Annotated in this window: 22 protein-coding genes and 3 tRNA genes; 10 read left to right on the top strand and 15 right to left on the bottom strand. The window is 35.7% G+C overall.

Going from position 1 to position 25,427, the window contains the following annotated elements; all coding sequences use genetic code 11:
• Positions 1–18: 18 nt before the first annotated feature.
• From ABEB31_RS01720 to nirB, 6 genes are all read right to left on the bottom strand, one after another.
• Positions 19–1,503 (bottom strand): MFS transporter, encoded by a 1,485-nt coding sequence (locus ABEB31_RS01720; protein WP_347049614.1) that lies wholly within the window; start codon positions 1,501–1,503, stop codon positions 19–21.
• 96 nt (positions 1,504–1,599) lie between these two features.
• Positions 1,600–2,259 carry a response regulator gene (locus ABEB31_RS01715; RefSeq protein WP_347049613.1) on the bottom strand — a complete coding sequence of 220 codons (660 nt, stop codon included), beginning with the start codon at positions 2,257–2,259 and terminating at the stop codon, positions 1,600–1,602.
• Positions 2,260–2,837: 578 nt separating this feature from the next.
• A complete protein-coding gene (locus ABEB31_RS01710) occupies positions 2,838–4,649 on the bottom strand; it encodes a PAS domain-containing sensor histidine kinase (protein WP_347049612.1) in 1,812 nt (603 codons plus the stop codon).
• A gap of 6 nt (positions 4,650–4,655) precedes the next feature.
• Entirely contained in the window at positions 4,656–5,240 is a 585-nt protein-coding gene (locus ABEB31_RS01705) for a DUF4202 domain-containing protein (protein WP_347049611.1), read from the bottom strand.
• A gap of 137 nt (positions 5,241–5,377) precedes the next feature.
• Entirely contained in the window at positions 5,378–5,755 is a 378-nt protein-coding gene (gene nirD / locus ABEB31_RS01700; protein WP_347049610.1) for a nitrite reductase small subunit NirD, read from the bottom strand.
• Between the two features lie 269 nt (positions 5,756–6,024).
• Positions 6,025–8,538: a nitrite reductase large subunit NirB gene (gene nirB / locus ABEB31_RS01695; protein ID WP_347049609.1), complete on the bottom strand. Its 2,514-nt coding sequence runs from the start codon at positions 8,536–8,538 to the stop codon at positions 6,025–6,027.
• Positions 8,539–8,802: 264 nt separating this feature from the next.
• Between nirB and ABEB31_RS01690 the strand changes: the two genes are divergently transcribed.
• Positions 8,803–9,576: an META domain-containing protein gene (locus ABEB31_RS01690; protein WP_347049608.1), complete on the top strand. Its 774-nt coding sequence runs from the start codon at positions 8,803–8,805 to the stop codon at positions 9,574–9,576.
• A gap of 231 nt (positions 9,577–9,807) precedes the next feature.
• Here the strand turns inward: ABEB31_RS01690 and ABEB31_RS01685 are convergent, their stop codons facing one another.
• A complete protein-coding gene (locus ABEB31_RS01685; RefSeq protein ID WP_347049607.1) occupies positions 9,808–11,097 on the bottom strand; it encodes a DUF2130 domain-containing protein in 1,290 nt (429 codons plus the stop codon).
• A gap of 429 nt (positions 11,098–11,526) precedes the next feature.
• Positions 11,527–12,408: a LysR family transcriptional regulator gene (locus ABEB31_RS01680; RefSeq protein WP_347049606.1), complete on the bottom strand. Its 882-nt coding sequence runs from the start codon at positions 12,406–12,408 to the stop codon at positions 11,527–11,529.
• Positions 12,409–12,563: 155 nt separating this feature from the next.
• Here ABEB31_RS01680 and ABEB31_RS01675 point away from each other — a divergent pair, with 155 nt between their 5' ends.
• Positions 12,564–13,271, top strand: coding sequence for a class I SAM-dependent methyltransferase (locus tag ABEB31_RS01675; protein ID WP_347049605.1), 708 nt, complete (start codon positions 12,564–12,566; stop codon positions 13,269–13,271).
• Positions 13,272–13,361: 90 nt separating this feature from the next.
• On the opposite strand, the gene ABEB31_RS01670 is transcribed toward ABEB31_RS01675, so the two are convergent.
• From ABEB31_RS01670 to ABEB31_RS01660, 3 genes are all read right to left on the bottom strand, one after another.
• Positions 13,362–13,640, bottom strand: coding sequence for a putative quinol monooxygenase (locus ABEB31_RS01670; protein WP_347049604.1), 279 nt, complete (start codon positions 13,638–13,640; stop codon positions 13,362–13,364).
• A gap of 2 nt (positions 13,641–13,642) precedes the next feature.
• Positions 13,643–14,248: an NAD(P)H-dependent oxidoreductase gene (locus ABEB31_RS01665; protein WP_347049603.1), complete on the bottom strand. Its 606-nt coding sequence runs from the start codon at positions 14,246–14,248 to the stop codon at positions 13,643–13,645.
• Positions 14,249–14,643: 395 nt separating this feature from the next.
• Complete coding sequence (locus ABEB31_RS01660; RefSeq protein WP_347049602.1) at positions 14,644–15,630, bottom strand: aldo/keto reductase; 987 nt, start codon at positions 15,628–15,630, stop codon at positions 14,644–14,646.
• 116 nt (positions 15,631–15,746) lie between these two features.
• On the opposite strand from ABEB31_RS01660, the gene ABEB31_RS01655 reads away from it, so the two are divergent.
• Complete coding sequence (locus tag ABEB31_RS01655; RefSeq protein WP_347049601.1) at positions 15,747–16,592, top strand: AraC family transcriptional regulator; 846 nt, start codon at positions 15,747–15,749, stop codon at positions 16,590–16,592.
• Between the two features lie 191 nt (positions 16,593–16,783).
• Here ABEB31_RS01655 and ABEB31_RS01650 read toward each other — a convergent pair whose 3' ends face one another.
• The 3 genes from ABEB31_RS01650 to ABEB31_RS01640 all read right to left on the bottom strand — a co-directional run bounded on the left by ABEB31_RS01650 (position 16,784) and on the right by ABEB31_RS01640 (position 19,862).
• Positions 16,784–17,836 (bottom strand): SMI1/KNR4 family protein, encoded by a 1,053-nt coding sequence (locus tag ABEB31_RS01650; protein ID WP_347049600.1) that lies wholly within the window; start codon positions 17,834–17,836, stop codon positions 16,784–16,786.
• 17 nt (positions 17,837–17,853) lie between these two features.
• The gene (locus ABEB31_RS01645; RefSeq protein WP_347049599.1) at positions 17,854–18,615 is read right to left on the bottom strand and encodes a C40 family peptidase; all 762 of its coding nucleotides are present in this window, start codon (positions 18,613–18,615) and stop codon (positions 17,854–17,856) included.
• A 68-nt stretch (positions 18,616–18,683) separates the two neighbouring features.
• On the bottom strand, positions 18,684–19,862 hold the full coding sequence (locus ABEB31_RS01640) for an acetyl-CoA C-acyltransferase (protein WP_347049598.1): 1,179 nt from the start codon (positions 19,860–19,862) through the stop codon (positions 18,684–18,686).
• Positions 19,863–20,101: 239 nt separating this feature from the next.
• Here ABEB31_RS01640 and ABEB31_RS01635 point away from each other — a divergent pair.
• The 5 genes from ABEB31_RS01635 (at position 20,102) to ABEB31_RS01615 (ending at position 23,325) form a co-directional block, all read left to right on the top strand.
• A tRNA-Ser gene (locus ABEB31_RS01635) sits at positions 20,102–20,185 on the top strand.
• 15 nt (positions 20,186–20,200) lie between these two features.
• Positions 20,201–20,275 (top strand) — tRNA-Pro (locus ABEB31_RS01630).
• Positions 20,276–20,305: 30 nt separating this feature from the next.
• Positions 20,306–20,379 (top strand) — tRNA-Arg (locus tag ABEB31_RS01625).
• Positions 20,380–20,911: 532 nt separating this feature from the next.
• Positions 20,912–22,267 carry a TlpA family protein disulfide reductase gene (locus ABEB31_RS01620; protein ID WP_347049597.1) on the top strand — a complete coding sequence of 452 codons (1,356 nt, stop codon included), beginning with the start codon at positions 20,912–20,914 and terminating at the stop codon, positions 22,265–22,267.
• A gap of 236 nt (positions 22,268–22,503) precedes the next feature.
• Complete coding sequence (locus ABEB31_RS01615; protein WP_347049596.1) at positions 22,504–23,325, top strand: phospholipase A; 822 nt, start codon at positions 22,504–22,506, stop codon at positions 23,323–23,325.
• Positions 23,326–23,393: 68 nt separating this feature from the next.
• Here ABEB31_RS01615 and ABEB31_RS01610 read toward each other — a convergent pair whose 3' ends face one another.
• Positions 23,394–23,663, bottom strand: coding sequence for a hypothetical protein (locus ABEB31_RS01610; protein ID WP_347049595.1), 270 nt, complete (start codon positions 23,661–23,663; stop codon positions 23,394–23,396).
• A 125-nt stretch (positions 23,664–23,788) separates the two neighbouring features.
• Between ABEB31_RS01610 and ABEB31_RS01605 the strand changes: the two genes are divergently transcribed.
• Positions 23,789–24,115, top strand: coding sequence for a helix-turn-helix domain-containing protein (locus ABEB31_RS01605; RefSeq protein WP_347049594.1), 327 nt, complete (start codon positions 23,789–23,791; stop codon positions 24,113–24,115).
• A gap of 157 nt (positions 24,116–24,272) precedes the next feature.
• Entirely contained in the window at positions 24,273–25,376 is a 1,104-nt protein-coding gene (locus tag ABEB31_RS01600; protein WP_347049593.1) for a fatty acid desaturase family protein, read from the top strand.
• Positions 25,377–25,427: the final 51 nt, after the last annotated feature.

Below are 25,427 nucleotides of genomic sequence, written 5' to 3'. Positions count from 1 at the left end.
TTTATTTTTAATAGGATTTTAATACACTGGATTCAGTTCTTTGCTGCCTGCTTTAATTTGTCTTTCTTTTGTTAGTTGCGTTATGGTATAATGCATCCAGATCAAACAAACCATCGAAAATAATAAGATAAAAATCCATGAACTGGACCAGATACCGGTTGCAGTTAATAAATAGCCAAAAATGATAGGGCCAAAGAAGCCTCCTAAACCACCAATCATTCCGACCATTCCGCCTACCACACCCACTTCATTGGGAAAATATTCCGGAATATGTTTGTATACGGCGGCTTTTCCAATCCCCCAGGAAATGCCAATCAGAATTACCAAAATGAGAAAAACCCACATGTTTGCATCAAATTTTATAACCGTAACTCCTTTGGCAATCAGTTCCTTTTTTGCCACATTTTGATTGTTGGCAACCACTACATTCTGCCAGCTTGAAGTAGTTGGAAAAATAGTGTTTTCATTTACAATAGATGCTTTTTGCATAATTGGATATTCTTTATCGCCAACTTTTACCGTTTTGTCACTTATTTGGTTTACAACTCCTTTTTTAGCCGCTAGAATTCCGGGGCCTGCAGTAGTGATTTCCATTTTCGGGATCATTAATAAGGCGCTTAATAGTACCGAAGAGGTTAAAACCCAGTACATCACTTTTCTGGCTCCGAATTTATCTGATAAATAACCACCAAATGCTCTTATAACACCAGAAGGAAGACTAAACATCGTAGCAAACAATCCGCCCATTACCAGACTGGTCTGATAGACATTCATGAAATTAGGTAAAAGCCATTGCGAATAGGCTACAAAACATCCGAAAACTAAAAAGTAATACGCTCCAAATCGCCATACTCTTTCCGATTTTAAAGGCTTAAGCATTTGTGGAATCGTTTTGGAATTGTTTTCGAGTTTTTTATTTTCAGCAAAGATCAGAAACGCTATTCCGATTACTACTAATGAAATGGCGTAGATTACCGGAAGAATTTTCCACCCATTTTGTGGGTCCCCAATCGAAAAATGGTTTAACAGGGAGGGAGCCAGAAAGGTGGTAATTGCTGCACCGGCATTTCCCATTCCGAAAATTCCCAGCGCGCGGCCCTGCCATTCTTTTGGGTACCAGATTGAGGTGTAGCCAATTCCGACTGCAAAACTCGTTCCGACCATTCCGAAAAAGAAACTTAATAAGGCAAACATAAAAAAACTGTGGGCGTAGGGAAGGAGAAATAAAGGTATTGATGAAAGCAGTAGTAAAAGTGAAAAGACATATTTACCGCCAAATTTATCGGTTAGGATTCCAATTGGCAGACGCATTATAGATCCCGTTAAAATCGGAATTCCTAAAAGCCATCCCACCTGGACAACACTCCAGTGAAAAATGCCGTTATCGACCAAAAAGGTTACCAGCACACCGTTTAGTGTCCAGCAGGCAAAACACACCGTGAAGGCCAATGTGTTTAAAAATAAAATTTTGTGTGATTGCGATAATGAGTTTGTATTTTTCATAGCACTTATATTTTTATGTAAAAATAAGTACTATAACTTAGTTAAAACCTGCTAAAACGCAGTTTTTAAAAAATAATTAAGTATTTATACGTAATTTTATATTAACGAATATTCACTCGCTTTGTTAGAAAGTTCCATTAAGTTTTTAACTTTTAGTTTTTTCATCAGGTTAAAACGGTGCACTTCGGCAGTTCTTTTACTGATATCCAGTGCTTCAGCGATTTCCTTATTTCCTTTTCCGGATAATAAAAGTGTCAGGATTTCTTTTTCTCTTTTGGTAATCATCATTTCCTCGCCCAAAGTTTGTTTAGGTTCCAATGAAGGTGTGCCATTGGTAAGCTGACTAATTAAGATGGATGAAATATCACCGCTGAAATATTTTCCGCCTGATGCCACAATATGCAGGGCTTTTAAGAATTCTTCTTTGCTTGAACCTTTTAGTAAATAACCGTCTGCTCCGGCTTTTATGGATTTTAGCACATATTCTTCCGATTCGTGCATCGAAAGCATGATGATTTTTACGTTGTTATTATCAGTTCTAAGTTTTTCTACTACCTCTATACCTGTTAAGTGAGGCATACGGATATCTACTATAAGTAAATCCGGTTTTGTTTCGGCAAGTACTTCGAGCGCATCTGCACCGTCAATTGCTTCACCGACAACCTCAATGTTTGCTTCATTTTCCAGTAAAGATTTGATTCCGTCCCGAACAAAAACATGATCGTCTGCCAACACTACACGAATGATATTACTCATAGTTTACTTAATTTTGATTTTGAATTTTTACGTATATTCATCTAAAAAGAAGATGCTAATATACGTACTTTTTTTAAAAGTAAAATTCAAATTTTGTATTTAGAGATTCGAATATTAAAAAATCATTAGAAATCTTAATGATAAATTCCAATAAATAAATTCCAAATGCAGAGAGTTCAACTTTGACAAAGTTTTACGCATTAGGTTTGTCATCTCGACGAAGGAGAGATCGCACGAGGGATTCTACAAAGATTGGCGATTCAGATTGTGGAGTTTCTAGTGCGATCTCTCCTTCGTCGAGATGACAAGGATTATGTTGATTATTGAATGATAAATCAATTAGTATAAAACATCTTTTGAAACCGTTTGGCCGCGAGAGGGATGGGAGCAGGCTACCGAAGTAGCGTGGACAGCCCGACAGCATTAAGGAAAGGGGCTTTATGTAGACATGCAACTTTTAGCCCCTTTTCTTAATGGTGGCTCGCCCTAATTATTTTAGATTGTGGTTTACTTTGCGGGATTTCTCACGAAGTCTCGCGATGCTGTGCCTGACAAAGATTGTCACAAATTGGAATTTCCTACTTAAGAATCGGAATATTGAAAGTAATTCTCGTTCCTTCGCCGGGAATGGAGTTCATGAAAACGCGGCCGTTGACGTACTGGATTCTTTCTTTCATGAAAAGAAGTCCCATGCCGGATTCGCTGTTGCGTTTTTTGTCTACCGAATTGACGTCGAAACCTTTTCCGTTGTCGTCTACAATGATGCTCAAAAGTGTTTCGCTGTGGGAAAGCTGGACAATAATATGCGATGATTCGGCATATTTTATGGCGTTGTTGATGGCTTCCTGTGTGAGACGGTAAATGTTGATTTCGATTAGGGAATCCAGACGCTGGTCAAAATCGGTTTTGTTGTAGAAAAGGATTTCTTTTCCGGTGAGTTTTGAAAGTTCCTGCGTGAGTTTTGAAAGTGAGGAAACTATTCCGTGATCGCTTAATTCCGGCGGCATCAGATTGAAAGTTGCTGTTCTTACGCCTTTTATAATATCCAGCGAAAGTTTCTTTAAATATTCAATTTTTTGTTCTGATTTTTCTCTGTCGTCCAGATTGATGCTTTCTAAACTGAATTTTAAACCGGTTAACATCTGACCAATTCCGTCGTGAATTTCTTTGGCGATTCGGTTTTGTTCGTTTTCCTGATTTTCAACGATTTTGCTTGAAATAATCTTTTGCTGATTGATTTTTTCGGTTGTATTTTCAAGGTTTAGACGCTCAACTTCCCGTTGTGCTTTTTTGCGTTCGGTAATATTGAAACAAACAATTAAAAGTTCGAGTTCGTCTTTCTTGATCATAACGGGAACCATCGACAAATCGAGCCAGATTTCTTTTTCGTCTTTATTGACAATTTTAAGTTCGCCCTGCCAGCCGCTTCGCTGTTTTTCGAAAATTAAACGATCGAAATTAACCTGTTCTTTTTCGTCTTCGGTAAGGACTTCTGAGAATTTTTTGTTAGATGAAAACTTAGTATAATTTAAAAGTTTGGCAAATTTTTCCCCGATATGAATAATGGATCCGTCGGGTGAAATTCGACAATACAATAAAGTGTTTTCCATCGCATAATTGAGCGATTTAAGCTCTTTTACGGAGTTTTCTTTTATTTCGCTGATGACTTCGGTATCGTAGGCTAGTTTTAAAGCTTTCTTTTCTGATGCTAAAAGCTTGGCGATTAACCTTTCGATTTTTTTGTTGGTTGGTTTGAAAATGAAGAAAAATTCCAGTAGTAAAATCAAAAGTGTAAAACCGAAGATCCAATATTCAATTCGGCGTTGTTCGGTTACTTTTTCGTGGGCTTCGAGATCGTATTGTGTTACGATTTCATTCATTTTAGAAAGGAAAGGTCCTTCGTTTTCTAAAATGTTCTGAACCAGTTTTTGATTGTCCCCTGAGTGTTTTTTCTGTTTTAAATTCGATAAAAATAAATCTGCAGAATGTGCCATTGTATTGAAAATCGGATTGATTTCGATATACAGTTGGTTTAAATTTTCGCTTTTTTCTTTTGGAAAAGCCAAACTGTCATTTCCGTTTTTGAGTGCATTCTGGTTTTTTTTCCAAAGTGAAAGTACTTCTTCTAAATGCGAAATTTGTTCAGCAGAAGCAGTATCAGAAACATAATGCAGAATCAGAACTTCTTTAACAATTTTCTGGCTCAGCATTCTTTGTTTGCCCGAAAAATTAATGATTTTAGAATCGCTTAACTGCTGATTGAGATTGTATTGAACTAAAAACTGACTAATAATTATAGTTAAGGCAATAGTAAGCAGCGCAAAAAAATACAGTCGCCGTAAATTTTTGAAAGTAATTTTTTCTGCTGCTTCAGGATTGCTTTTCTTCATATTTTTTTATAAACCTAAAGATGCTTTTATGAGATTTAAATTTTCTTCAGAATAATTGATTTTTAAGGCTTCCTGATGTCCTTTGTCCGACATTTTCTCCCAGGTTTTTTTGATGATGTTTTTGAGTTTCTCTTCGTCGTGTTTCTGCACGAAAGGCTCTAAATAATAATCCAGAAAAACAAGGCAGATTACGTCTTCGAGCAATTGCGTTTCTGCATCTTTTTTTAATAGTTTTTTTTCAATTAGAAAGGAAACGCGGTCGATAAAGGTTTGGTCGTAACCGGCTTTTTCTAAAATTTCAGCAGTGGTTTCAGCATGAAATTTTTTCAAATCTCCGCGCCATTTCAAATAACCGACACGATCCATCGGGTAGGATTCGCGCGCGACTTTCCATCTGCAGATATGCTGTGCTTTTGAAGCGATCTGAACTTCTTCTGAAGCATTAGGTTCAAATTGTAAAAGCTTTTTGTACATCCTGTTAGAATACAATAATTCTTTAGGATATTCAATATTTTGATCTAATTCGATGTTTGGATCTTGCGCGTTTTCGGCATCAATCCATTCGCTGGCTTTTTGAAAAGGTGTTGTCATTTTTGGTTTAGTAATAGATTTCAAAGATAGGGAATTAGTGCGGAAATTAATAGTCGGAGAAAGAGATGAAAGAAGCAAGAAGCAAGATTTTAAAAAATCTGTATCCTCTTGCTTCTTGTTTCTTGCTTCTTCAAATTCTAATCCACAAACCCAACAAATACCTCGTCTTCAATGAGTTTTACCGGATAGGTTGCTATTTTAAAATCTTCGCCATTTAAGTTAGAACCATCAACAAGCGAAAATGTCTTTTTATGCATCGGGCAGGCAATTTTCGGAATATCGTCTGCAGAACCGGTCATTCCTCTTGAAAGCACCATTTCCATTTTGTGCGGGCAGGCATTTTGGCAGGCGTACCAGGCGTTGCGACGTGCGAAATTAAAAATCGCGATTTGTTTGTTTTTGTATTTGATACATCCGCCACGATTGGTTGGAAAATCTTCAATTTTACCTGCTTTGAACCAAATTGTCGCCTCGCTCGCATGAACTGTTTCGTATTGATTTAAGATTTCTTCCATGGTTTTTTTTGTTTTAGTTCCTGTTTCTTAGCCCTCTTTTTACAATCATAAGAGTTATGATGGCGCAGTAAAAAAGAGGGTAAGAAGGACAGCAAACGCTTAATTTTTTTTTCTTTTTTTGGAGCTGATTTTTTTGACACGAAGACGCGAAGGCGCAGAGTTTTTTTTCTATTCTTTGTCTTTTAATCTCGCGGAGTCGCAAGGACGCAAAGTTTTTTTCGTAAACTTTGCAATTAGCTTTGCGACCTTGCGTCTTTGCGAGATTTTTTTTATGACCAGGCTTTTGGTGCTTTTTGATCTCTTAAAGGCACAAAAGCTATATTATCATCTTTCTCGTCTGTGTTAACAAAGTGACTGAAACGTTTTAATAATCTTGGTTTTTCTAAAACCTGTTTCCATTCGCATTCAAAAGTGTTTACCATCGTCTGCATTTCGGTTTCAAGAGTTTCACAAATTCCTAAACTGTCTTCAATAATTACTTGTTTTAGATATTCTAAACCTCCGTCCAGTTTTTCTAACCATGTTGATGTTCGAATTAGCGGACCGGCAGTTCTTATGTAATACATTAAGAAACGATCCATGTATTTGATCACGGTTGCTTTGTCGATTTTTTCGGCTAGTAAAACGGCGTGTTTTGGGTTTGCACCACCATTTCCGGCGATGTATAAATTCCAGCCACCTTCAACAGCGATTAAACCGAAATCTTTTCCGCGTGCTTCTGCGCATTCGCGGATGCAGGCCGAAACACCACCTTTTAATTTATGCGGAGAACGAATTCCTTTGTAGCGATTTTCCAGTTCTATCGCAAATCCGGCGCTGTCGTCCATTCCGTAGCGGCACCAGGCGTTTCCAACACAGCTTTTTACGGCACGAAGGGATTTTCCGTAGGCGTGACCACTTTCAAAGCCATTATCGATTAATATTTTCCAGATTTTTGGCAGATCACTTAGATGCGCTCCGAATAAATCGACTCTTTGCGCTCCGGTTATTTTGGTGTACAAATCGAATTGTTTTGCTACTTCGCCTATTACAATTAGTTTTTCTGCTGTTATTTCACCGCCGGCAACTCTTGGCACTACAGAATAGGTTCCGTTTCTTTGAATATTAGCTAAAAATCTATCGTTTGTATCTTGTGTAGTTACGTGTTTGTTTGCTGTGTCATTGTAAATACTGGAGAAGATAGAAGCTACAACGGGTTTACAGATTTCGCAGCCGTCACCTTTTCCGTGGTGATCCAGTACATCATAGAAATTTTCATATTTATTGATTTTAACCAAATCAAATAATTCCTGACGGGTGTAGTTAAAATGTTCGCAAATTACCTCTTTGACTTCTTTTCCCAGCGATTTTTGAGTGGCTTTTACCAAATCAGAAACCATTGGTTTACAGCCTCCGCATCCGGATGTCGCTTTTGTTGCTTTAGCAACATCTGAAAATGAAGCACAGCTTTCGTCTAAAATTTTACAGCAGATAGCGCCTTTGGTTACATTTTCGCAGGAACAAATTACAGCAGTATCCGGCAAATCCATGACACTTCCCATTGAAGAACCTTCAGATCCGTCGCGCGAACCTAAAATCAAATCTTCCGGATTTTTAGGCAAAGCTATTCCGTTATTATAAATCTGAAATAACGAATTGTAATCGCTTGAATCGCCCACTAAGATTCCGCCCAATAAAGTTTTAGAATCTTTTGTAACGTTTATTCTTTTATAAATTCCACTTAATTTGTTTTCGTATACGATCGCAGTTACATGTTCATTTTCAATAAAAGGATCACCAAAACTTGCTACTTCAACACCAATTAATTTTAATTGTGTCGACATGTCGATGGTTTCTCTCATGGTTTTATCGCCATTTAAGATCTGCTCGGCAGCCACATCGGCCATCTCGTAGCCGGGAGCAACAAGTCCGTAAATGTTTTGGTTGTAAAGTGCCGCTTCACCAATAGCAAATATCGAAGGATCAGATGTCTGCATTTGGTTGTTGACCACGATTCCGCCCCTTACGCCAACTTCTAATCCGGAAACTCTTGCCAGTTCGTCGCGGGGTTTAATTCCGGCAGAAATAACCAACATATCCACTTTTAGCAATTCGTCGTTGGCAAACATCATTCCTGTTATACTTTCTTTTCCGTCAATGTATTGTGTTGCTTTATTAAGGTGAATTCCAATATTCAATTCCTCAATTTTCGACTGGAGCATATCGCTCGCGCCCTGATCTAATTGTCTCGGCATCAAACGGGGTGCAAATTCCACTACATGCGGATTCAATCCTAAATCTCTTACCGCTTTTGCAGCTTCAAGACCTAATAATCCGCCTCCTAAAACTGCGGCTTCTGTCGCACCTCTTTGTTTTATTTTTTTTGCGTATGTCATAATAGCGTCCAGATCTTCTATCGTTCTGTAAACAAAGACACCTTCTTTTTCTACGCCTTCAATTGGCGGTACAAAAGCAGAAGAGCCAGTAGCTAAAACTAAGTAGTCGTACGTATGTGTTTTGCCCAAATGAGTATGGATCGTTTTAACATCGCGATTAATATCTGTAATTAATTCAGATGTATTGAGAGTAATGTTATTTTCTAAGTACCATTCTGTTGTTGACAAAGAAAGATCATCTGCCGTTTTACCACCAAAGTATTCACTTAAATGGACACGGTCGTAAGCTCTTCGTGGTTCTTCACCAAACACTGTAATCTGATACTTTTCCTGTCCCGATTTTGCAACAAACTTTTCACAAAATTTATAACCAACCATGCCGTTTCCAACTACTATTACTCTTATCATGATTTCATTAATTAAGTATTACTACGCAAATATAAGTATTTATACTTATAAAAATACGTATTAATTTAATTTTAATTAATTTTTGATTTCTAAGATCTAAGTATTTTATTGGGATGCCTTACGTAGTGCGAAGTTTTTAAAAATTTGCTCTATTGCATTTTTTCTAAATTTGAAAAGATTCTAAATAAGATTTTTAAAAAAATGTCGTAAATTCATAAGAATTTACCTGTGTTTTAACTAAAGATATTTTTAATTCTAAATCTCATGAAAAAAATACTTTCACTTTTGTTGTTATTTATGATAATAACAAGTTGTAAATCAGTTGCTGGAAAAGATTCCAATACTGTTTCTTCGGTACCATCTACAGAAGAGGATTTACACTATTATTTTAAAGCTTCCGGAAACGAACCTTTTTGGAGTATAAAACTGGGAAACGAGAAAGTTGTTTTTACCTCTATTATTCCGGGGAAAGAAAATATCACATTCTCATCTGCCGAACCTGTTAAAGCAATGGATGCTAATGTAAAAATGTACAAGGTAAGTAACGAAAAAACGACTGCCACTATTACAATTCAGCAATTAGATTGTCAGGATTCTATGTCGGGTGCTATTTCACCCTACAGTGCAAAAGTGGAAATCAGGAATAATTCAGAATTAGAAACGCAAAAACTAACCGGTTGCGGTAAGTATCTTACAGATTATCGTTTACACGATATTTGGGTTTTAGAGGAATTAAATGGGTATAAGGTATTTATAACTGACTTTCAGAAGGAATTTCCCAGAGTCGAAATTAATTCTGCAGAAAACCGATTTTCCGGTTTTGGAGGCTGTAATTCTATGACAGGACAAATATTTTTTGAAAAAGATGTTTTACGTTTTAGCAAAGTGGTTTCTACTCTAATGGCTTGCCCTCAGGGAAATAAAGAAGGAGAGTTTTTGAAAGCTTTGCAGGCGGCGACTACTTATTCTATTGGAGATAACCGATTGACACTTTCTAATCCTTCAACGAAATTGATTGTTTTTAAGAAGGTTGATTAGAAGTTTTTTATTTGTTTCAAGTTTAAAGTTTCAGGTTTTTGCCAGTTCTGTCATTTCGACTGAAAGGAGAAATCGCACAAGAAATTCCGCAAACAAAGTCTCCAATCTTTGTCGACAAACTAGTGCGATTTCTCCTTCGTTGAAATGACAAACTAAAACGAAAATCTATTGAGCAGAATCAATTGAACATAGCCAATGGTTTCAACCATTGGGAAACATAGTATAAAAGAATTATTCAAACAATTCCTTAGGATCGTCGTTTTCTTCTTCATTACCTTCAATAAAATCCAATTCCAAAGCTTTTACACTTTGAACGGCATTTCCGGCGATACCACGAATCGAACCATACATTCCCAGAGTGTTATGAACCACTTTTTCTATTTGCTTTTCGCGTTGTTTCCAGATTCTCTGCATGGCTCTTTTCTCTGAATCTAAGTCACTTTGCATTTGTGTAAAACCTTCTACAATACCTTCAATTTGTAAACGAAATTCGTTGCTTGTCAGGAAGTCGTATAACATTTCCATTTTATCGCCTTTGTTTTCCTGTGCCTGAACCGCCTGATTGACCTGAATTAAAGACTGACGCAAAACAGCACTTAAACCTTTAAATTCTTCATATGTACAAATCCAGATTCCGTCCCGCATTCCCATTCTCTCCATTCCGGCGGGCATTACTTCAGTAACCAAAACGCCGATATTGGCTCTCTTGATTCTGATATCGTTTTTAAACTTCTCAATCCACGAAGGCTGAAACGCTTTTGTTCTTTTACTTTCGTAATAAATAGAACCGCAATTTTGGTGCTCACGTGTGTTGACAATCTGAAGACAATCTGCTCCGTTTGCACCTTTTTTAATTTCATCGATACTGTCTAGCGGAAAGTTGTTGGCCAGCCATTCTTCAATTGCCAATTCCATTACTTCGCCCTGTAACTGCATAGAACCTTGTTCCTGCTTGCGTTTCATTTCTTCCGTCAGCTTTTTTTGTTCTTCCAACTGCTTTTGGAGCTCTTTAAATTTTAACTCGTTTTTGTCGTCTTCCTGTTTTCTTATTTTTTCGCGTTCCAAAGCCAATTGCGTATTCAATTGTTTTTCTGCTTCGGCTTGAATCGCATCTTTCATTTCCAGTTTTTCGCGTTGGAGTTTGGCGATTTCACCTTCCATTTTGTTTAGCTCCCTGATTTTTGCTGATTTTTCAGAGAGTTCTTTTTCCATCAATAACAACCGGTCTTTGTTTTCTTCTTCCAGTTTGGTTTTTAGTTTCTCACCAATTTCTTTTTCAGCCGCTTTTTTCTCACGCTCTAATCGCTCAGCAAAAAGTTCGTTTTCGTGTTTTTTCTTGGCTTCAAATTCTAATTTGGCTTTTTCTAATTGTTCGTTTTTAAGTTCTAATTCACGATTTTGAAGATTAGCCTTTTGTTGAAATTCCTTACGGATGCTGTCTTCCAGCTGATGTTTTAAAACATCATTAACATCGATAGGAGTTCCGCAGTTTGGACACTGAATTGAAGATTGCTCAGCCATTTTTTTTGAATTGTATTATTGTAGAATTATAATTTGCTAAGGTATTTAAAAGTTCTGTTTTTCTGATGTGGATTTCTGTACTAAATTGTAACGAATTTTTGTTATGGCTACATTTTTTGCCACTAAGGCGCTAAGGCTCAAAGTTTTTTTTAATCTCGCAAAGTTGCAGAGGCACAAAGTTTTGTTTCACACTCCCGATAGCTATCGGGATTATAAGATTTAGGCAGATCAAGCAAATGATTATTCTCTTTTTTTTGTCATCCTGAGGAACGAAGGATCTCCACAAGAAACTCGACAAAGATTTGATTTTTGGTGCGGAGCTACTTACGGAGATCCTTCGTTCCTCAGGATGACATAATGAATGGTTACTTTGCAAAAAAACTTTGAGTCTTAGCGCCTTTGCGAGATTAACAATTAAAACTTCGTGTCTTAGCATCTTTGTGGCAACAAAAAAGCAACAGCCGATTGCGTAATTTCAGAGTAATCTTCTTTTGAAGTAATCAGTGAAACATCTGTTAACAAATTCACTTTTTTCAATTCTATAAAACCCAAATCCTGATCTTGATTATCTTTTGCCACGTTTGAAGGTATAATCGAAATTCCCAATCCGTTTTTGACTAATTGTACGATTGAATTGATATTATTGGCTTCGTGAATAATTTTGGGAGTAAAGCCATAAAAAGCACAAAGTTCTAATAAAACTTCGTGATAATGCGGCGCATAATCTTTATTGAAAAATACAAAAGTTTCGTTCTCCAGATTCGGAATGTCTTTTTCTGAATTAATTTTGATGAGATTTTTATTAAAAACAACCGAAAATCCGTCACGAAACCACAATTGCGATTTTATTTTGGGAGATTTTATTGGCGATCGAATAATTCCTAAATTTATTTTTCCTTTTTCTAAAGCTTCAATTTGTTTGGTTGTCGAAATTTCAAAAAGTTTAAAATTCACGTAAGGAAATTGCCCTTTCAGATACTGAATTAATTCTGAAATCACAGAAGAATAAATCGAACTGATATAGGCAATGCGAAATTCTCCGCTCACATTTTCTGCAATTTTCTTTGTCTTTGTGCTGATTTGCTCCAAATTTTGAAAAATGGCTTTTACTTCTTTTTCAAAGTATTTTCCGGCTTCAGTGAGTTCGACCTTTTTGTTGTTTCGAATAAAAAGCTTTGCCTGCAGTTCATCTTCCAGTTCAATAATTTGCCGGCTTAATGGCGGTTGTGAAATAAAGAGTTTTTCTGCCGCTTTGGTAAAGTTGAGTTCTTCGGCTACAGCCAGAAAATATTTTAGATGACGTAATTCCATGATACTTTTAAAGTATTATTAATTGATAAAAATAGTATTTTTAAAGTATATATTGAAGTTTTAGTTTTGACTCGAAGTTAAATGTTAGAAGTTAAATGTAAAAAGTGCAACCCAGTAACTTATAACAAATAACCTTATAACTTAAAACAAAAAACATGAAAAAATCAACTACACAAGAAATCAGGAAACGATTTGACAATGATGTCGAACGATTTTCAAATTTAGAAACAGGGCAGGTCGCTACAATCGATGCCACAATTTCACTAGAATTAATAACTGAAGCTTCAAAAAGAATTGTTCCAAATGCCAAAAATGTTTTGGATGTGGGATGCGGAGCGGGAAATTATACTTTGAAAATGCTTTCTAAAATGCCGAATTTAAACGCGTCTTTAGTCGATTTAAGTTTGCCAATGTTAGAAAGGGCTTTTGAGAGAGTGTCTCAGGAAACAAACGGAAATGTCGAAATTTTACAAGGTGATATTCGGGAAGTCCCGTTGCCGGAAAACCACTTTGATATTATTCTGGCCGGGGCAGTTTTGCATCATTTGCGTGATGATGAAGATTGGGAAACGACTTTCACGAAATTATTCAGATTATTGAAACCGGGCGGTTGTCTAATGATTTCTGATTTGATCACGCAAGACACAGATTTGTTAAATGATTATACCTGGCAACGTTACGCGGAGTATTTAGAAGGAATAGGAGGGGAAGAGTATCGCCAAAAGGTGCTTGATTATATCGAAAAAGAAGATACCCCAAGATCTATGAATTATCAATTGGATCTGATGAAGAAAGTTGGTTTTTCTAAAGTAGAAATTTTGCACAAAAATATGTGTTTCGGTGCTTTTGGCGGAATTAAATAAAGTTTTAGCCACGAATTCACGAATTTATTTTTTTTAATCTATGCGCAAAGGATTTTTAATTAATTCGTGAATTCGTGGCTATAAAAAACTTTATAAAATTTGAGCTGTTTTGTAAACCTGAATTGGGCTTGAAACTAAGCTTTCTGTTTTTTGAATAAATTCTTTTAAATAAGACTGATTGTTGTGTAAATCCAGTCCAATCTGATCTTTCCATTCTTCCCAAAGAATAAAAACGTTTTCTGAAGTGTGTAAATCGTAACGAATGCAGGCTGCTTCTTTTCTGGTTTCTGTCACCAGATGTGTCAGCATATTTTGAACTTCAATTAAGTTCTCAGGTTTACTTTTTAAAATGGCTGTAATTGAAATCATAATTATAAGTTTTTAAAAGTTTCTTCTAAATGCTTGATATAATTCTCTTTAAAGATAATGATATTTTCTGGTGTTGCTCCTTTTTCGACATCATGAAAATGAAATCCGTTTATGCGTTCCATTCCGGTAAATTTGTTCATTTTATGGAAACCAAACATGACGCCGTCGTCTACTGAAGTTTCTTGGAAGAACTCGCCCGGAAGCGTAAAAGCGGTTGCAGGTGCGTTCCAGCTTGTAGTTAACATGTATTTGCGCCCGTGGAGAAGTCCGCCGGTTCCGTAGTTGATGTCGGGATTTACACGGCTTCTTCCGTCGCTTCTGTAGATTCCGTTGTTGTGTCCCTGTGTGAAAACGTCATCGATGTATTTTTTGAAAAGATTCGGCAGCTGAAACCACCAAACCGGTGTATGGTAAATGATTACATCTGCCCAAACGAATTTTTCTACTTCTTCCTGAAGATCGATTTCAGTTTCGATATGTGTTGTTTTGATTTCGTAATTGTTGTTTTTAGACAGAAATTCAATTGTCCAGTCCTGAACAGTTTGATTGAATTTTCCTCCTGAATGTGCGAATTTCTGTCCGCCGTTAATTATAAAGATCTTTGTCATTTTTAAATGTTTTTTCTTATGAAATGTTGTGTGAGGGATAGAGGCGGTATCCTTTTGTGAAATGAAATGGAGCAAAAGATATAGCCGAAAGCCCGACCCGGAGGGACACACCCTAATTATTTTTATTATTTATTTTTTGAGATTTTAATTTTAACACATAGAAACATGAGGTGGTAAAAAACTAATTTTGTAACCGATTTGCCTCAAAGTTTGTCATTTCGACTGAAAGGAGAAATTACACTCGTAACCACAAAGATTTGCCACTAGTGAAGTTTCTATTGAGATTTCTCCTTTCAGTCGAAATGACAATATTGTGTGGACTATGTGAATTGATGTAAGTGAAATGTCTTTAATTGCAAAGCAAAACTATGTTTCTATGTGTTTAAAAATGAGTGCTATTTTACTTTAGAAATGGCCTGATTGATAAATTCTAATTCCGAAATAGATAAATCAAAATCCATGGCTTTTGCGTTTGAGATGGCTTGTTCTGCATTTCGGGCTCCGGCTAAAACAATTGAAATTCCTTTTTGTAAAGTCGTCCAGCGAAGAACCAATTGTGAGATCGAAATGTGTTTGTCGTTTGCCAGTGAACTCAATTCTTCAATTAAAGTTTTTACTTTCTGAAGGTCGAATTTTCCGAAATAACCGTTTCTGTGATCGTTTTCTTTTAGTTTGCTGTCGGTGAAATATTTTCCGGTCAGTAAACCTCTTTCCATCGGACTATAAGCAATGATTCCAATATTTTCTGAGACAGTAAACGGAATTAAATCGGTTTCGATTGTTCGATTTAACATGCTGTATGCAACTTGGTTGGAGGCAATGTGAACGGTTTTTTGCGCTTCCTGAATTTGCGCAATATTGTAATTACTTACTCCGAAAGCTTTTATTTTTCCTTGCTGAATGAGTTTTTCAACGGCTTCCATAGTTTCGGAAATGGGTGTGGTAACATCGGGCCAGTGAATTTGCAATAAGTCGATATAATCGGTTTGAAGACGTTTTAAACTGTCTTCGATTTCTTTGATTACATTTTCTTTTGATGAATATTTATAAATGGGCACTTTTTTACCGTTATCATCAGCATCAAAAAAGAAATCGCCTTTTCCGTTGTTGCTTCCGTCCCAAACCAAACCAAATTTAGTCAGTAACTGAACTTTGGAACGATCTAAATTTTTTATGGCTTCGCCGATCATTTTTTCGCTTAAACCAAATCCGTAAAAAGGAGCCGTGTCGATTGTGGTAACTCCGAGGTCGATTGAAGCGCGGATCGAGTCGATTGATTCTTTCTTTTCGGTGCCGCCCCACATGGTTCCTCCAATAGCAAATGCACCATAAGTTATAGATGATAATTCCAGTTCTGAATTGCCTAATTTTCTATATTCCATAATTGTGATTTTTTTCGTTTAAAATTGATTTGGCAAAATTATACTGTTTTTACGATAGTAATTTGGTATATATTTGTCTTTTTTAGGTATATTTGCATCTTCAAATAATTTCAACCATGAAAAAAGAAAATTTATACGAACCTTTTACGGTTTCTTTTGAGACGTTAAGTGAATATCCTGATGTTGGGGATCGTCATAATTTTTTTGAATTGGTTTACATTCTGGAAGGAACTGGTTCTCAATGTATCAATAAGAATGTTTTTAGCTACGATCCCGGGCATTTGTTTTTACTGACGCCCGAAGATTGTCATAATTTTACGATTGAAACGGAAACGAGGTTTTTCTTTTTGAGATTCAATGATATTTATTTGCAAAATTCAAGTCTGCAGAACGAGAATATTCAGCGTTTGGAATATATTCTGCAAAATGCGAATCACCAGCCAGGTTGTATTTTAAAAAATGATCCTGATAAATGTCTGGTAAAAGTGATGATTGAGGCGATCTGTCGTGAACATCAGGATAAGGATGTGTACAATCAGGAATTGATTCAGCAGCTGGTCAATACGCTGATTATTATTGTAGCGAGAAATATTGCGAAATATCTTCCAGAACAGGTTTCCATTAGTACAGAAGCAAAAGCAATGGATATTCTGCAGTATATTCAGAATAATATTTATTATCCGGAGCGCATAAAAGCGGAATCGATAAGTGGTTATTTCGGAATTTCGAATACGTATTTAGGCCGTTATTTTAAGAAGCATGCCAGCGAAACGATGCAGCAATATATCAGTAATTATAAAACGAAACTGATTGAACATCGCTTGCAGTTCAGTGACAAACGTATTAATGAAATTGCGTATGAGTTTGGTTTTACAGATGAAAGTCATTTCAATAAATTCTTTAGAAAGCAAAAAGGCTATAGTCCGTCTGAATTTAGAAAAACGATTCGATTGAGTGCTTAGGTTTTTTTGCTAGCCACGAATTCACGAATTTCTCTAATTTTATTTGGCCACAGATTAAATGGATTATAGAGAATTTTATTTCACGCAGATTTTTATAGATTTAAGCAGATTAAAAGAGATAAAAATAAATTTGAATGGATAGAAATGATGACAGGAAGTTAATTTCAATTTATGAAGAGATTTGATGCCATTTAATTTTCTTTTCCAACTATAAAATCAAAATGTTCTGTGTTGCCTGTTTTGAGATTATTGATTTCGTTTTGAATTAATTCTTCAAGCGATTCTGCAACAATGTCTCTTGACCACGATTCATTTTGCAATTCTATAATCTGCCCAAATTTTCCTTTTGGAGCAGGATCGGCATCAAAAAGTAAATAATCGCCGTTTCTTCCTGTTGCAAACGGAATCCATTTTGGATTTGCATAATTATTTATATTGATTTTTTCAAGGTCATAATCCATTAAAGGAAGATCATCTTCGTGAAATTGTAAATCCTGAATAGAATTCCATTCTTCTGCAATGTCTTCAAACGGAATGAGTTCATAAGGCCAGTTGTTTATTAGGATTTGAAAAGCTGATGTAACGGCGTCGTATTCTACATTCTGGATTTTGTAAAAATTGAGCAGAGCAGGAGGAACCGTAATTCCGTCTTCCAAAGTAGAATGATTTTCTATATCTTCTTCTGAAATACCTTCTGTAAGATTGTAGTAATCATTATCTGTGGGCACTATTTTATTGATTTCTAAAATCCATTCGTTCCATAAAGGTTCGAAAATTTTAAATTCCGAATCAAGGTTTGCAGAGATCTTTTTTTCTTTTTCTTCGTACGCAGAAATACTCAGACTTGTAATTTTGTCGTCTTCTTTGTCAAACCACACGCTGATTCCGTTGCGAACCAAAGCGCCGCTTCTGTCTCCTTTAAAAAGTTTGACAAGCTCGTTTTTATTGTTTTTGTAGTATTGCAATATTTCCTGTCCGTCAAAAATAAATTCTCCTGCAAAAATGCTTTTTGCGCAAAAGTCATATTCTTTAATTTCAAATTCAACAGCCAGACTTTCTGCTTCCTGTCCTTCTTTAGAAAAAGCAACAATACCGCGATCATCCCAGGTAAAAATGTGGTTATACTGTTTTTTGATTTGTCTGCAATCTCCTAAAGCTTGTTTTAAAACTGAGATATCAATTGGGAATTCAATGGTTATGTTGTTAATCTGAAAGCCTGTTTTGGATAATTCAAGTTTTGTCATTTTTGCTTTTTTAAGAATTAGATAATCTTCTTGATTACGCGAAGTTTGTGTGTATGTTTGTTCATTTCAGGATTATAAATTCCGGTGTGGTCCAAACGGTCAATGCGTACTTTTCCACTTGCGTGAATAATGTAATTGTTCTCCATTATGATTCCAACGTGAATGATGTTTCCTTCATCATTATCAAAAAAAGCCAGATCGCCGACCTCACTTTCTTCAATAAAGCTTAAAGGTTCGCCTTCTAAAGCCTGTTGAGAGGCATCACGGTGAATTTTGTAGCCGTTTAATTTGTAAACCATTTGTGTAAACCCCGAACAATCAATTCCGAAAGGTGTTTTTCCACCCCAGAGATAAGGTGCGTTCAAATACATAAAAGCGGTTTTAATAAGAGCGCTTTTAGGTTTTAAACCGCTGGTTTTGGTTCCTTCAAATTCAAAATTTGAAGTATTAATTTCGCTGTTATTTAAAAATGATAAGGAAGCCCCAAGCGGAATTGGAAGTAATAAGTTATTAGATCCGGTGATATAGTCAATCAGATCTGCATTTAGTATAATGGACTCCTGGCTCAATTGTTTAAACTGCTCTTCAGAAATAACCTGATATTGCTTAGAATCTACCCAGCCTACATAATCATCGTACTGAATTCGGATTTTAGCCCATTGATTTTGACGTTCTAATATTTCGATATGTTCGCCAAACAAAAGTTGTGTTACGATTTCACTTCTGTCGCTGGCTTCAGCTCGAACCGGTACTATGGCTAAATTGCAAATTCCGAACATTGATGGAAATTTATAAGTTGAAAATTAGGAGCTATTTTACCATAACTCCTAATTTTAAATAATATTATTTAAGCTCTTTCTATAACAATTGCAGATGCACCGCCCCCGCCATTGCAGATTGCTGCAGCTCCGGTTTTGGCATTATTTTGTTCTAAGACATTTAGCAAAGTTACAATGATACGTGCTCCCGAAGCTCCAAGGGGATGTCCCAGCGAGACCGCGCCACCATTTACATTTACTTTGTTATTGTCTAAATTAAGAATTTTTGAATTGGCCAGTCCTACTACAGAGAAAGCCTCGTTGAATTCAAAATAATCAACATCTGAAATCGAAATTCCAGCTTTATCCAAGGCTTTTGGTAAAGCTTTTGCCGGACTTGTGGTAAACCATTTTGGTTCCTGAGCGGCATCTGCGTAACCTTTTATGTAAGCTAAAGGTTTTAATCCTAAGGCATTTGCTTTTTCTTCAGACATTAAAACCAGGGCGGCAGCTCCGTCATTAATTGTCGAGGCATTTGCAGCAGTTACCGTTCCGTCTTTTGTAAAAACAGCGCTTAAAGAAGGTATTTTGTCTAATTTTACATTAGTGTATTCTTCATCTTTTGAAAAAATAACGGGTTCTCCGCGTCGTTGCGGAACTTCAACCGGAACCACTTCGTTATCAAATTTTCCGGAATCCCATGCTTTAGCACTTCTTTCGTAAGACTGAATGGCATAAGCATCCTGTTCTTCACGGCTGATCTGGTATTCAGTTGCACATAAATCAGCGCAAACTCCCATTGCGTTGTTATCGTAAGCATCTGTCAGACCATCTTTTTGCATTCCGTCCAGCATTGTTGCAGGGCCAAATTTATTTCCGGCACGCATTTGTACGTAATGCGGAATCAAACTCATGTTTTCCATTCCTCCGGCTACTACAATCTCTGCGTCTCCACAAGCAATAGCCTGGGCCGCAAACATTACAGCTTTCATACCAGAAGCACAAACTTTGTTTACAGTTGTAGCGGCAACTTCTTCAGAGAGACCGGCAAAAAATGCCGCCTGACGTGCTGGAGCTTGTCCAACACCGGCCTGAATTACGTTACCCATAAAAACTTCATCAACTAATTTTGGGTCAAGGTTAATTTTTTGAAGTGCGCCTTTAATAGCGGCAGCACCTAATTTTGGTGCGGGTACGGTAGATAAACCTCCCATGAAACTTCCGATAGGTGTTCTAGCGGCAGAAACGATAACAACTCTTTTGTTCATTTTCTGTTAGATATTAGTTAATGTAGCAAATTTACTTAATATTTAAATAAATTCAAATTTTGGTTTAAATAGGAAAGATTTTAAATTCCCTTGAAATTTTTATTAATTCTATTTGTTTGATTGTGAAGTCTTTTTGAAAAAAGATTAAAAAAAGTTTAAAAAAATGGAAAAAATACTTGTGAGATATGGAATGTTGTTATACCTTTGCCACCGCAAAACAGGACACGTTCCTTGAGCTTGGAGAGGTGCCAGAGCGGTAATGGAGCAGATTGCTAATCTGTCGACGGGTAACCGTCGCCAGGGTTCGAGTCCCTGTCTCTCCGCTTAAATTTTGCCTTCGGGGTGTAGCGTAGCCCGGTTATCGCGCCTGCTTTGGGAGCAGGAGGCCGCAGGTTCGAATCCTGCCACCCCGACTTTTTAAGGTTTTTTGCAAAAAACTCACTGGTTCCATAGCTCAGCTGGATAGAGCAACGCACTTCTAATGCGTAGGTCGAAGGTTCGAATCCTTCTGGGATCACTCAAGAGGATAATCAGTGATGATTATCCTCTTTTTGTTTTAACTTATTTGGGTTTTAAAATTGGTGCTTTTTTCTGCTGTCCAATAGTAGAAAAGAGGCTCCAACGAAACTTAAATAGTTTTTACTTCCTTCACTCTCTGTACCGTCTGTCTTTATGTAAAGATTTTAAGATTTAGGTTACTCGCTTGATCACAGATAAACACTAAATTTAAACGATACCATAAATGCTCAATTTAAATTTTGCAATTTTTGAAACTTACCAGACTAGTGTCTCATTTAGAAAGAGTTATTCGTATTAAAAAAATATTTTTGTAATAGTGTCAGAAAGTTCAATTTCCGGATTCGTCATGTTTATTGTAAAGATCCTTGACTAACCTCGTTGTATGGAGAGAAAGCTTTCGAGAAATGTAGTTTTTTTGTATCCTATTTTTCGAAAGCATGCAAATAATAGACAACAAATTCATTTTTAAAAGATTAATTCTTATTTTTAGTCAGTATTAACTTCAAAACTAACTGTTTAAACTACCAAAAATGAAGAAAATTTCCCTTCTATTGCTAAGTATAGTGTTGTGTTCCTTTACCACTCCTGAAGAAATAACAACTATTTCTGGAAAGATAATGAACGCAGAAAATAACACAATCAGGATTAAGGGAGAATTGCTGGATAAAGAAATCAAACTAAAAGCAAATGGCAGTTTTTCAGAAAATTTGGTATTAGAACTGGATCGCATTTATAAAATTGAAACTACCAGGAATAGCTTTCCTATATATGTTTCTAAAGATTACAGATTGGTAATTAATGCTGATGACGCAAACCTGACACCAACTTTAAAATTTACTGGGAAAGGAAGCGTGGAAAACAATTATCTATATCAAAAACAGCTTGTTACTTCTGCGACTCCAGATCAGGAACTTTATAAACCTGGTGAAAATGAATTCCTGAAAAAACTTCATGAAATAAAAAGTTCAGTCCTTAATTTGTACAAAAAAACAAAATTTACTGATGTAAATTTTAAAGAAAAAGAAGCTCGAAGTATTTATTTTTTAGAACAAAAGCATTTATTTTATTATAAAAAATATCATAATTATTATGGCCAAGTGGATAATTTTATAGTTTCTGAAACATATCCAAAGCTTGATGCAACTATGGATTTGGGCAATGATTCGGATTTTTTATTTTCAAATGAATACTGTGATATTGTACTCCGAAACTTCTACGCGAGTGTCAAAATAGATGATGATCAGCCTTTTGATGTTTCGGCTAAAAATGCAATTCCACAAATTAGAGCTTTAAAAAGTCAAAGCATAAAAAACCGTTTAGTTGAAAAATTGTCTTATGATATAAATATCGGGAATCCAAACTATGATCTCTTATATAAGGAATTTTCATCGATTACAAATAAAGCGATATTGAAACAAAAGCTTACAGACAAATATAATTTAGCAAATACTTTACAACCTGGCAAACCGTCTCCAACATTTGACTACGAAAATCAAAAAGGGGGAAAAACTTCTTTAGAAAACCTGAAAGGAAAATATATTTACATTGATCTTTGGGCAACATGGTGTGGTCCATGTCGGGAGCAGATTCCATTTCTTCAAAAAGTAGAAGAAAAATATAAAGGAAAAAATATTGAATTTGTCAGCATTTCAATAGACGCAAAAAAGGATCAGACGAAATGGAGTAAATTTGTTACTGAAAAGCAATTGGGCGGGATTCAGTTATTGGCAGAAAATGAATGGAAGTCGAAAATCATAAAAGATTACGGTGTTGATGGAGTTCCGACATTTATTCTTCTTGATCCGAATGGTAATATTGTGACAGCACGCGCTCCAAAACCATCTGACCCTAAATTGATTGAGTTATTAAGCAGTTTAAAAATATAATTTTACCAAATATAAGGTTTTAGAGATATTTAGAGTTTTTAAAAGCTAAAAGTCATAATTCAAGTGGCTTTTTTTATTTCTGTATTTTTATTTTTAAATTTTATTTTACAATTACTTACCAAAAGTAATTAGCAGTGGGTAAAAATTATAAAGTACTCCCAAATATTTTCATTCATTGGTGAAATAGTTTAACTTAGTATAAATAGGTCATTAAACATTTCATATAAACAGTAAAAATGCGCTTCAAATATCTACTAATTTTCTTTGTTTTACTTTCGTTTAAATCAAATTCTCAAATTGTTGAAGAGAAAAAAAACTTTCGTGCCGCCGATTCATTATTAAAAGAAAATAGTTTTTCTGTTCACCGCGATAATTACTTCTTAACCGGTGTTCCGCTTGACGAACCTATTACCAGCAATTCTGCAGATGTTAAATATCAGGTCAGTTTTAAACTTCGGTTGAATTCTAAGCCCATTTTGGGTGGTTTTTTTCCGTATTTAATGTACACTCAAAAAGCTTTTTGGGACATTTATGCGAACTCAAAACCTTTTTCTGAAATCAATTTCAATCCCGGTGTCGCAATCGTTCGTCCGTTTTATCTGAAAGGAAATAGATTAACGTATGGCACCATTTCCTTAGAACATGAATCAAATGGAAGGGATTCTATTTATTCCAGAACCTGGAACATGCTTGCTTTCTCCCTAAAGTCTCAGGTTTCTCCAAGATGGGTTGTGGGAATAAGAGGCTGGATTCCACTTGTGGATAAAGAGGATAATCCCACTCTAACGAAGTATGTTGGTTATGGTGAAGCCAGTGCTACATACCAAATTCAGCCCGGAAGATGGAGTGCAGATGTTTTATTTAGAAAAGGCAGTGGATTAATTAATTACGGCTCTTTACAGACACAAGTCAACTGGAGGCCTTATAAAGAAGAAAATTATTATCTAACCCTACAATGGTTTATAGGATATACCGAAAGTTTAATTGATTATCAGGAACATAAAAGTATGATCAGACTAGGATTTACTATAAAACCTGAGGGAATGGGTATATTCTAAATACCTTTCTGACATCCGTATAAATTATTTAGATTGTTACCGTACGATGATATATGTGATTTTACTATTTAAGATATAAGAAGTTTAATTCTTTCAATAGCTTCTTTATTTTGATGGGCAACTTCCACCAATGCTAAAAGAATGTCGTTTCTAAATATGGTTTTATTTCTTACATTTCTAACCAGTGATTTACTTGGTGCCGGACTGCCTTTTGCTACAATACAATTAATCGTGAGATCCACATAGGTTACAGGTAAATGCTTATCTATAAATTCATAAGCTTTTTTATTGTGAGAATTATCTTCTTTAAAATTGCTATTATTGATTAATTTTGACATATATTTGCGGCTAATAATTTAATGTTTCCATATTTTACGTAAATGTAGGAATAATATTATATTTAACATTCTATTTTATGTTAAAAAATATATTGTAACTATATTTCATATTGAATTGAATGATGATGTATAACGAGAAATTAAGCAAATTCTTTAAAGCTAAAGGATTAAAGCAAAAAGAGGTTGGAGCAATCTTAGGATTTAGTCCGGCAATGATTGGAAGATATTTACATGGAACTGCGAGTATTGGTTCTGAATTTATTCTGAGTTTAAGTAAAAATTTTCCTGATGTAGATCTGAATGATCTTTTTGCTCCTGAAAGTGAGCAAAATATGATTAGGGAGACGGGAGCGGTTTATGAAAAACAAAATATTCTTAATGATCTTGAAGAAATTGAAGGCCGCATTCATACTATTCGAAAAAAACTCTCAGAGAAAAAGTTTGAGGAATAAGCTATATATGTCCAAAATACTTCAATTATAAAATAAGACATTAAAGCCACTCGTAAAGAGTGGTTTTTTGTTTAACGTGCTTAACTTTAGTTGTTTGTGTGAGATGTTACCTGTTTTTTTATTAAATTTGGTTACCAATTTTCTAGCAATAACCACTATGGAAAAATTAAAACGACCAGTTTATGCAAAACCTGGAGCCGATGATTTTTTTAAGAAGATGCGTTTGGAAGTAAATGAAACGGTCTTAAAAAACTCGACTTTATATGTATTGAACATTGTAAAATCTGTTGGCCTGCTGGCAATTTTCTTTTTGTCTTTTTTTTGCATTTTAATTTTTGGGGATAGCACACCTTTACTTTTTCTCTTTTATATTTTGTGCGGAATCCTGATGATTGTATTGTTTATAAATGCCTTTCACGATGCTGCTCACGGAGCTTTGTTTAAAAAGCCTAAGCATAATCAGTGGTTTTTGTATGTTTTAGAACTTTTCGGCAGCAATCACTGGCTCTGGATGCGGCGGCATATTGGTCTCCATCATGCTTATCCCAATGTGCCCGATTGGGATGTAGATATCAAGCAGAGTGATATTATCAGAATATTTCCCACTAGTCCATTGTTGGATTATCATAAATATCAGCATATTTACATGTGGTTTATTTATCCGTTATACAGTCTGAACTGGATTTATATACGGGATTTTAAAGATCTTTTTGGAAGAAAAGACAACTACGTCAAAAAAATAGTCGAAACAATTCCCAAACGCGAAATATATAAGCTATTTGCAGCAAAAATCATTAATCTGAGCTATCTGCTTATTATTCCCATAATTTTTTTAGATCATCCTTGGTACCTGGTTTTTCTCGCCTGGTTGTGTATGCACATGTCGGGCAGTGCACTTGGAGTAGTAGCACTTGTCTCTACACATGTGGATGAAGATGCCCATTTTCCCAATACAGACCAGGATGGAAATCTTTCTGATACCTGGGCAGTCCATCAAATGATTGTAACAAAAGATTTTAGCACAGAGAGCACTTTAGCCAATTTTCTGTACGGCGGGTTCACGCATCACGTCGCGCATCATCTTTTTCCTAATGTAGGTCATACTTATTATCCGTACATCACACCCATTATAAAGCGATATGCCAAAGAGTATAATCTTCCGTATACTGCTTATCCTTTTTATCACGCGGTTCGTTCGCATTTTAGAATGCTTAAAAGTAAAGGTGTAAAAGAAAATATTCTAATGACTGGCGAAATTTAAAAGAGCGGTTTTTAATCCTGAACAGAATCATCTCAGTTTTTTTTGTAACTT

Source organism: Flavobacterium olei (assembly GCF_039749035.1).
GTDB classification, from domain to species: domain Bacteria; phylum Bacteroidota; class Bacteroidia; order Flavobacteriales; family Flavobacteriaceae; genus Flavobacterium; species Flavobacterium olei.
Note: the sequence above shows the minus strand (reverse complement) of the source record. Positions and strands in the feature narration are given on the sequence as shown.

Excerpts from the sequence above, each read along its gene's own strand:
- nirB (WP_347049609.1), bottom strand. The coding sequence starts at position 8,538 with ATGATAAGAGTAATAGTAGTTGGAAACGGCATGGTTGGTTATAAATTT.
- ABEB31_RS01720 (WP_347049614.1), bottom strand. The coding sequence starts at position 1,503 with ATGAAAAATACAAACTCATTATCGCAATCACACAAAATTTTATTTTTA.
- ABEB31_RS01610 (WP_347049595.1), bottom strand. The coding sequence starts at position 23,663 with ATGTCAAAATTAATCAATAATAGCAATTTTAAAGAAGATAATTCTCAC.
- ABEB31_RS01670 (WP_347049604.1), bottom strand. The coding sequence starts at position 13,640 with ATGATTTCAATTACAGCCATTTTAAAAAGTAAACCTGAGAACTTAATT.
- ABEB31_RS01640 (WP_347049598.1), bottom strand. The coding sequence starts at position 19,862 with ATGAACAAAAGAGTTGTTATCGTTTCTGCCGCTAGAACACCTATCGGA.
- ABEB31_RS01650 (WP_347049600.1), bottom strand. The coding sequence starts at position 17,836 with ATGACAAAACTTGAATTATCCAAAACAGGCTTTCAGATTAACAACATA.
- ABEB31_RS01600 (WP_347049593.1), top strand. The coding sequence starts at position 24,273 with ATGGAAAAATTAAAACGACCAGTTTATGCAAAACCTGGAGCCGATGAT.
- ABEB31_RS01690 (WP_347049608.1), top strand. The coding sequence starts at position 8,803 with ATGAAAAAAATACTTTCACTTTTGTTGTTATTTATGATAATAACAAGT.
- ABEB31_RS01655 (WP_347049601.1), top strand. The coding sequence starts at position 15,747 with ATGAAAAAAGAAAATTTATACGAACCTTTTACGGTTTCTTTTGAGACG.
- ABEB31_RS01615 (WP_347049596.1), top strand. The coding sequence starts at position 22,504 with ATGCGCTTCAAATATCTACTAATTTTCTTTGTTTTACTTTCGTTTAAA.
- nirD (WP_347049610.1), bottom strand. The coding sequence starts at position 5,755 with ATGGAAGAAATCTTAAATCAATACGAAACAGTTCATGCGAGCGAGGCG.
- ABEB31_RS01685 (WP_347049607.1), bottom strand. The coding sequence starts at position 11,097 with ATGGCTGAGCAATCTTCAATTCAGTGTCCAAACTGCGGAACTCCTATC.
- ABEB31_RS01675 (WP_347049605.1), top strand. The coding sequence starts at position 12,564 with ATGAAAAAATCAACTACACAAGAAATCAGGAAACGATTTGACAATGAT.
- ABEB31_RS01705 (WP_347049611.1), bottom strand. The coding sequence starts at position 5,240 with ATGACAACACCTTTTCAAAAAGCCAGCGAATGGATTGATGCCGAAAAC.
- ABEB31_RS01680 (WP_347049606.1), bottom strand. The coding sequence starts at position 12,408 with ATGGAATTACGTCATCTAAAATATTTTCTGGCTGTAGCCGAAGAACTC.
- ABEB31_RS01645 (WP_347049599.1), bottom strand. The coding sequence starts at position 18,615 with ATGTTCGGAATTTGCAATTTAGCCATAGTACCGGTTCGAGCTGAAGCC.
- ABEB31_RS01715 (WP_347049613.1), bottom strand. The coding sequence starts at position 2,259 with ATGAGTAATATCATTCGTGTAGTGTTGGCAGACGATCATGTTTTTGTT.
- ABEB31_RS01710 (WP_347049612.1), bottom strand. The coding sequence starts at position 4,649 with ATGAAGAAAAGCAATCCTGAAGCAGCAGAAAAAATTACTTTCAAAAAT.
- ABEB31_RS01660 (WP_347049602.1), bottom strand. The coding sequence starts at position 15,630 with ATGGAATATAGAAAATTAGGCAATTCAGAACTGGAATTATCATCTATA.
- ABEB31_RS01665 (WP_347049603.1), bottom strand. The coding sequence starts at position 14,248 with ATGACAAAGATCTTTATAATTAACGGCGGACAGAAATTCGCACATTCA.
- ABEB31_RS01605 (WP_347049594.1), top strand. The coding sequence starts at position 23,789 with ATGTATAACGAGAAATTAAGCAAATTCTTTAAAGCTAAAGGATTAAAG.
- ABEB31_RS01620 (WP_347049597.1), top strand. The coding sequence starts at position 20,912 with ATGAAGAAAATTTCCCTTCTATTGCTAAGTATAGTGTTGTGTTCCTTT.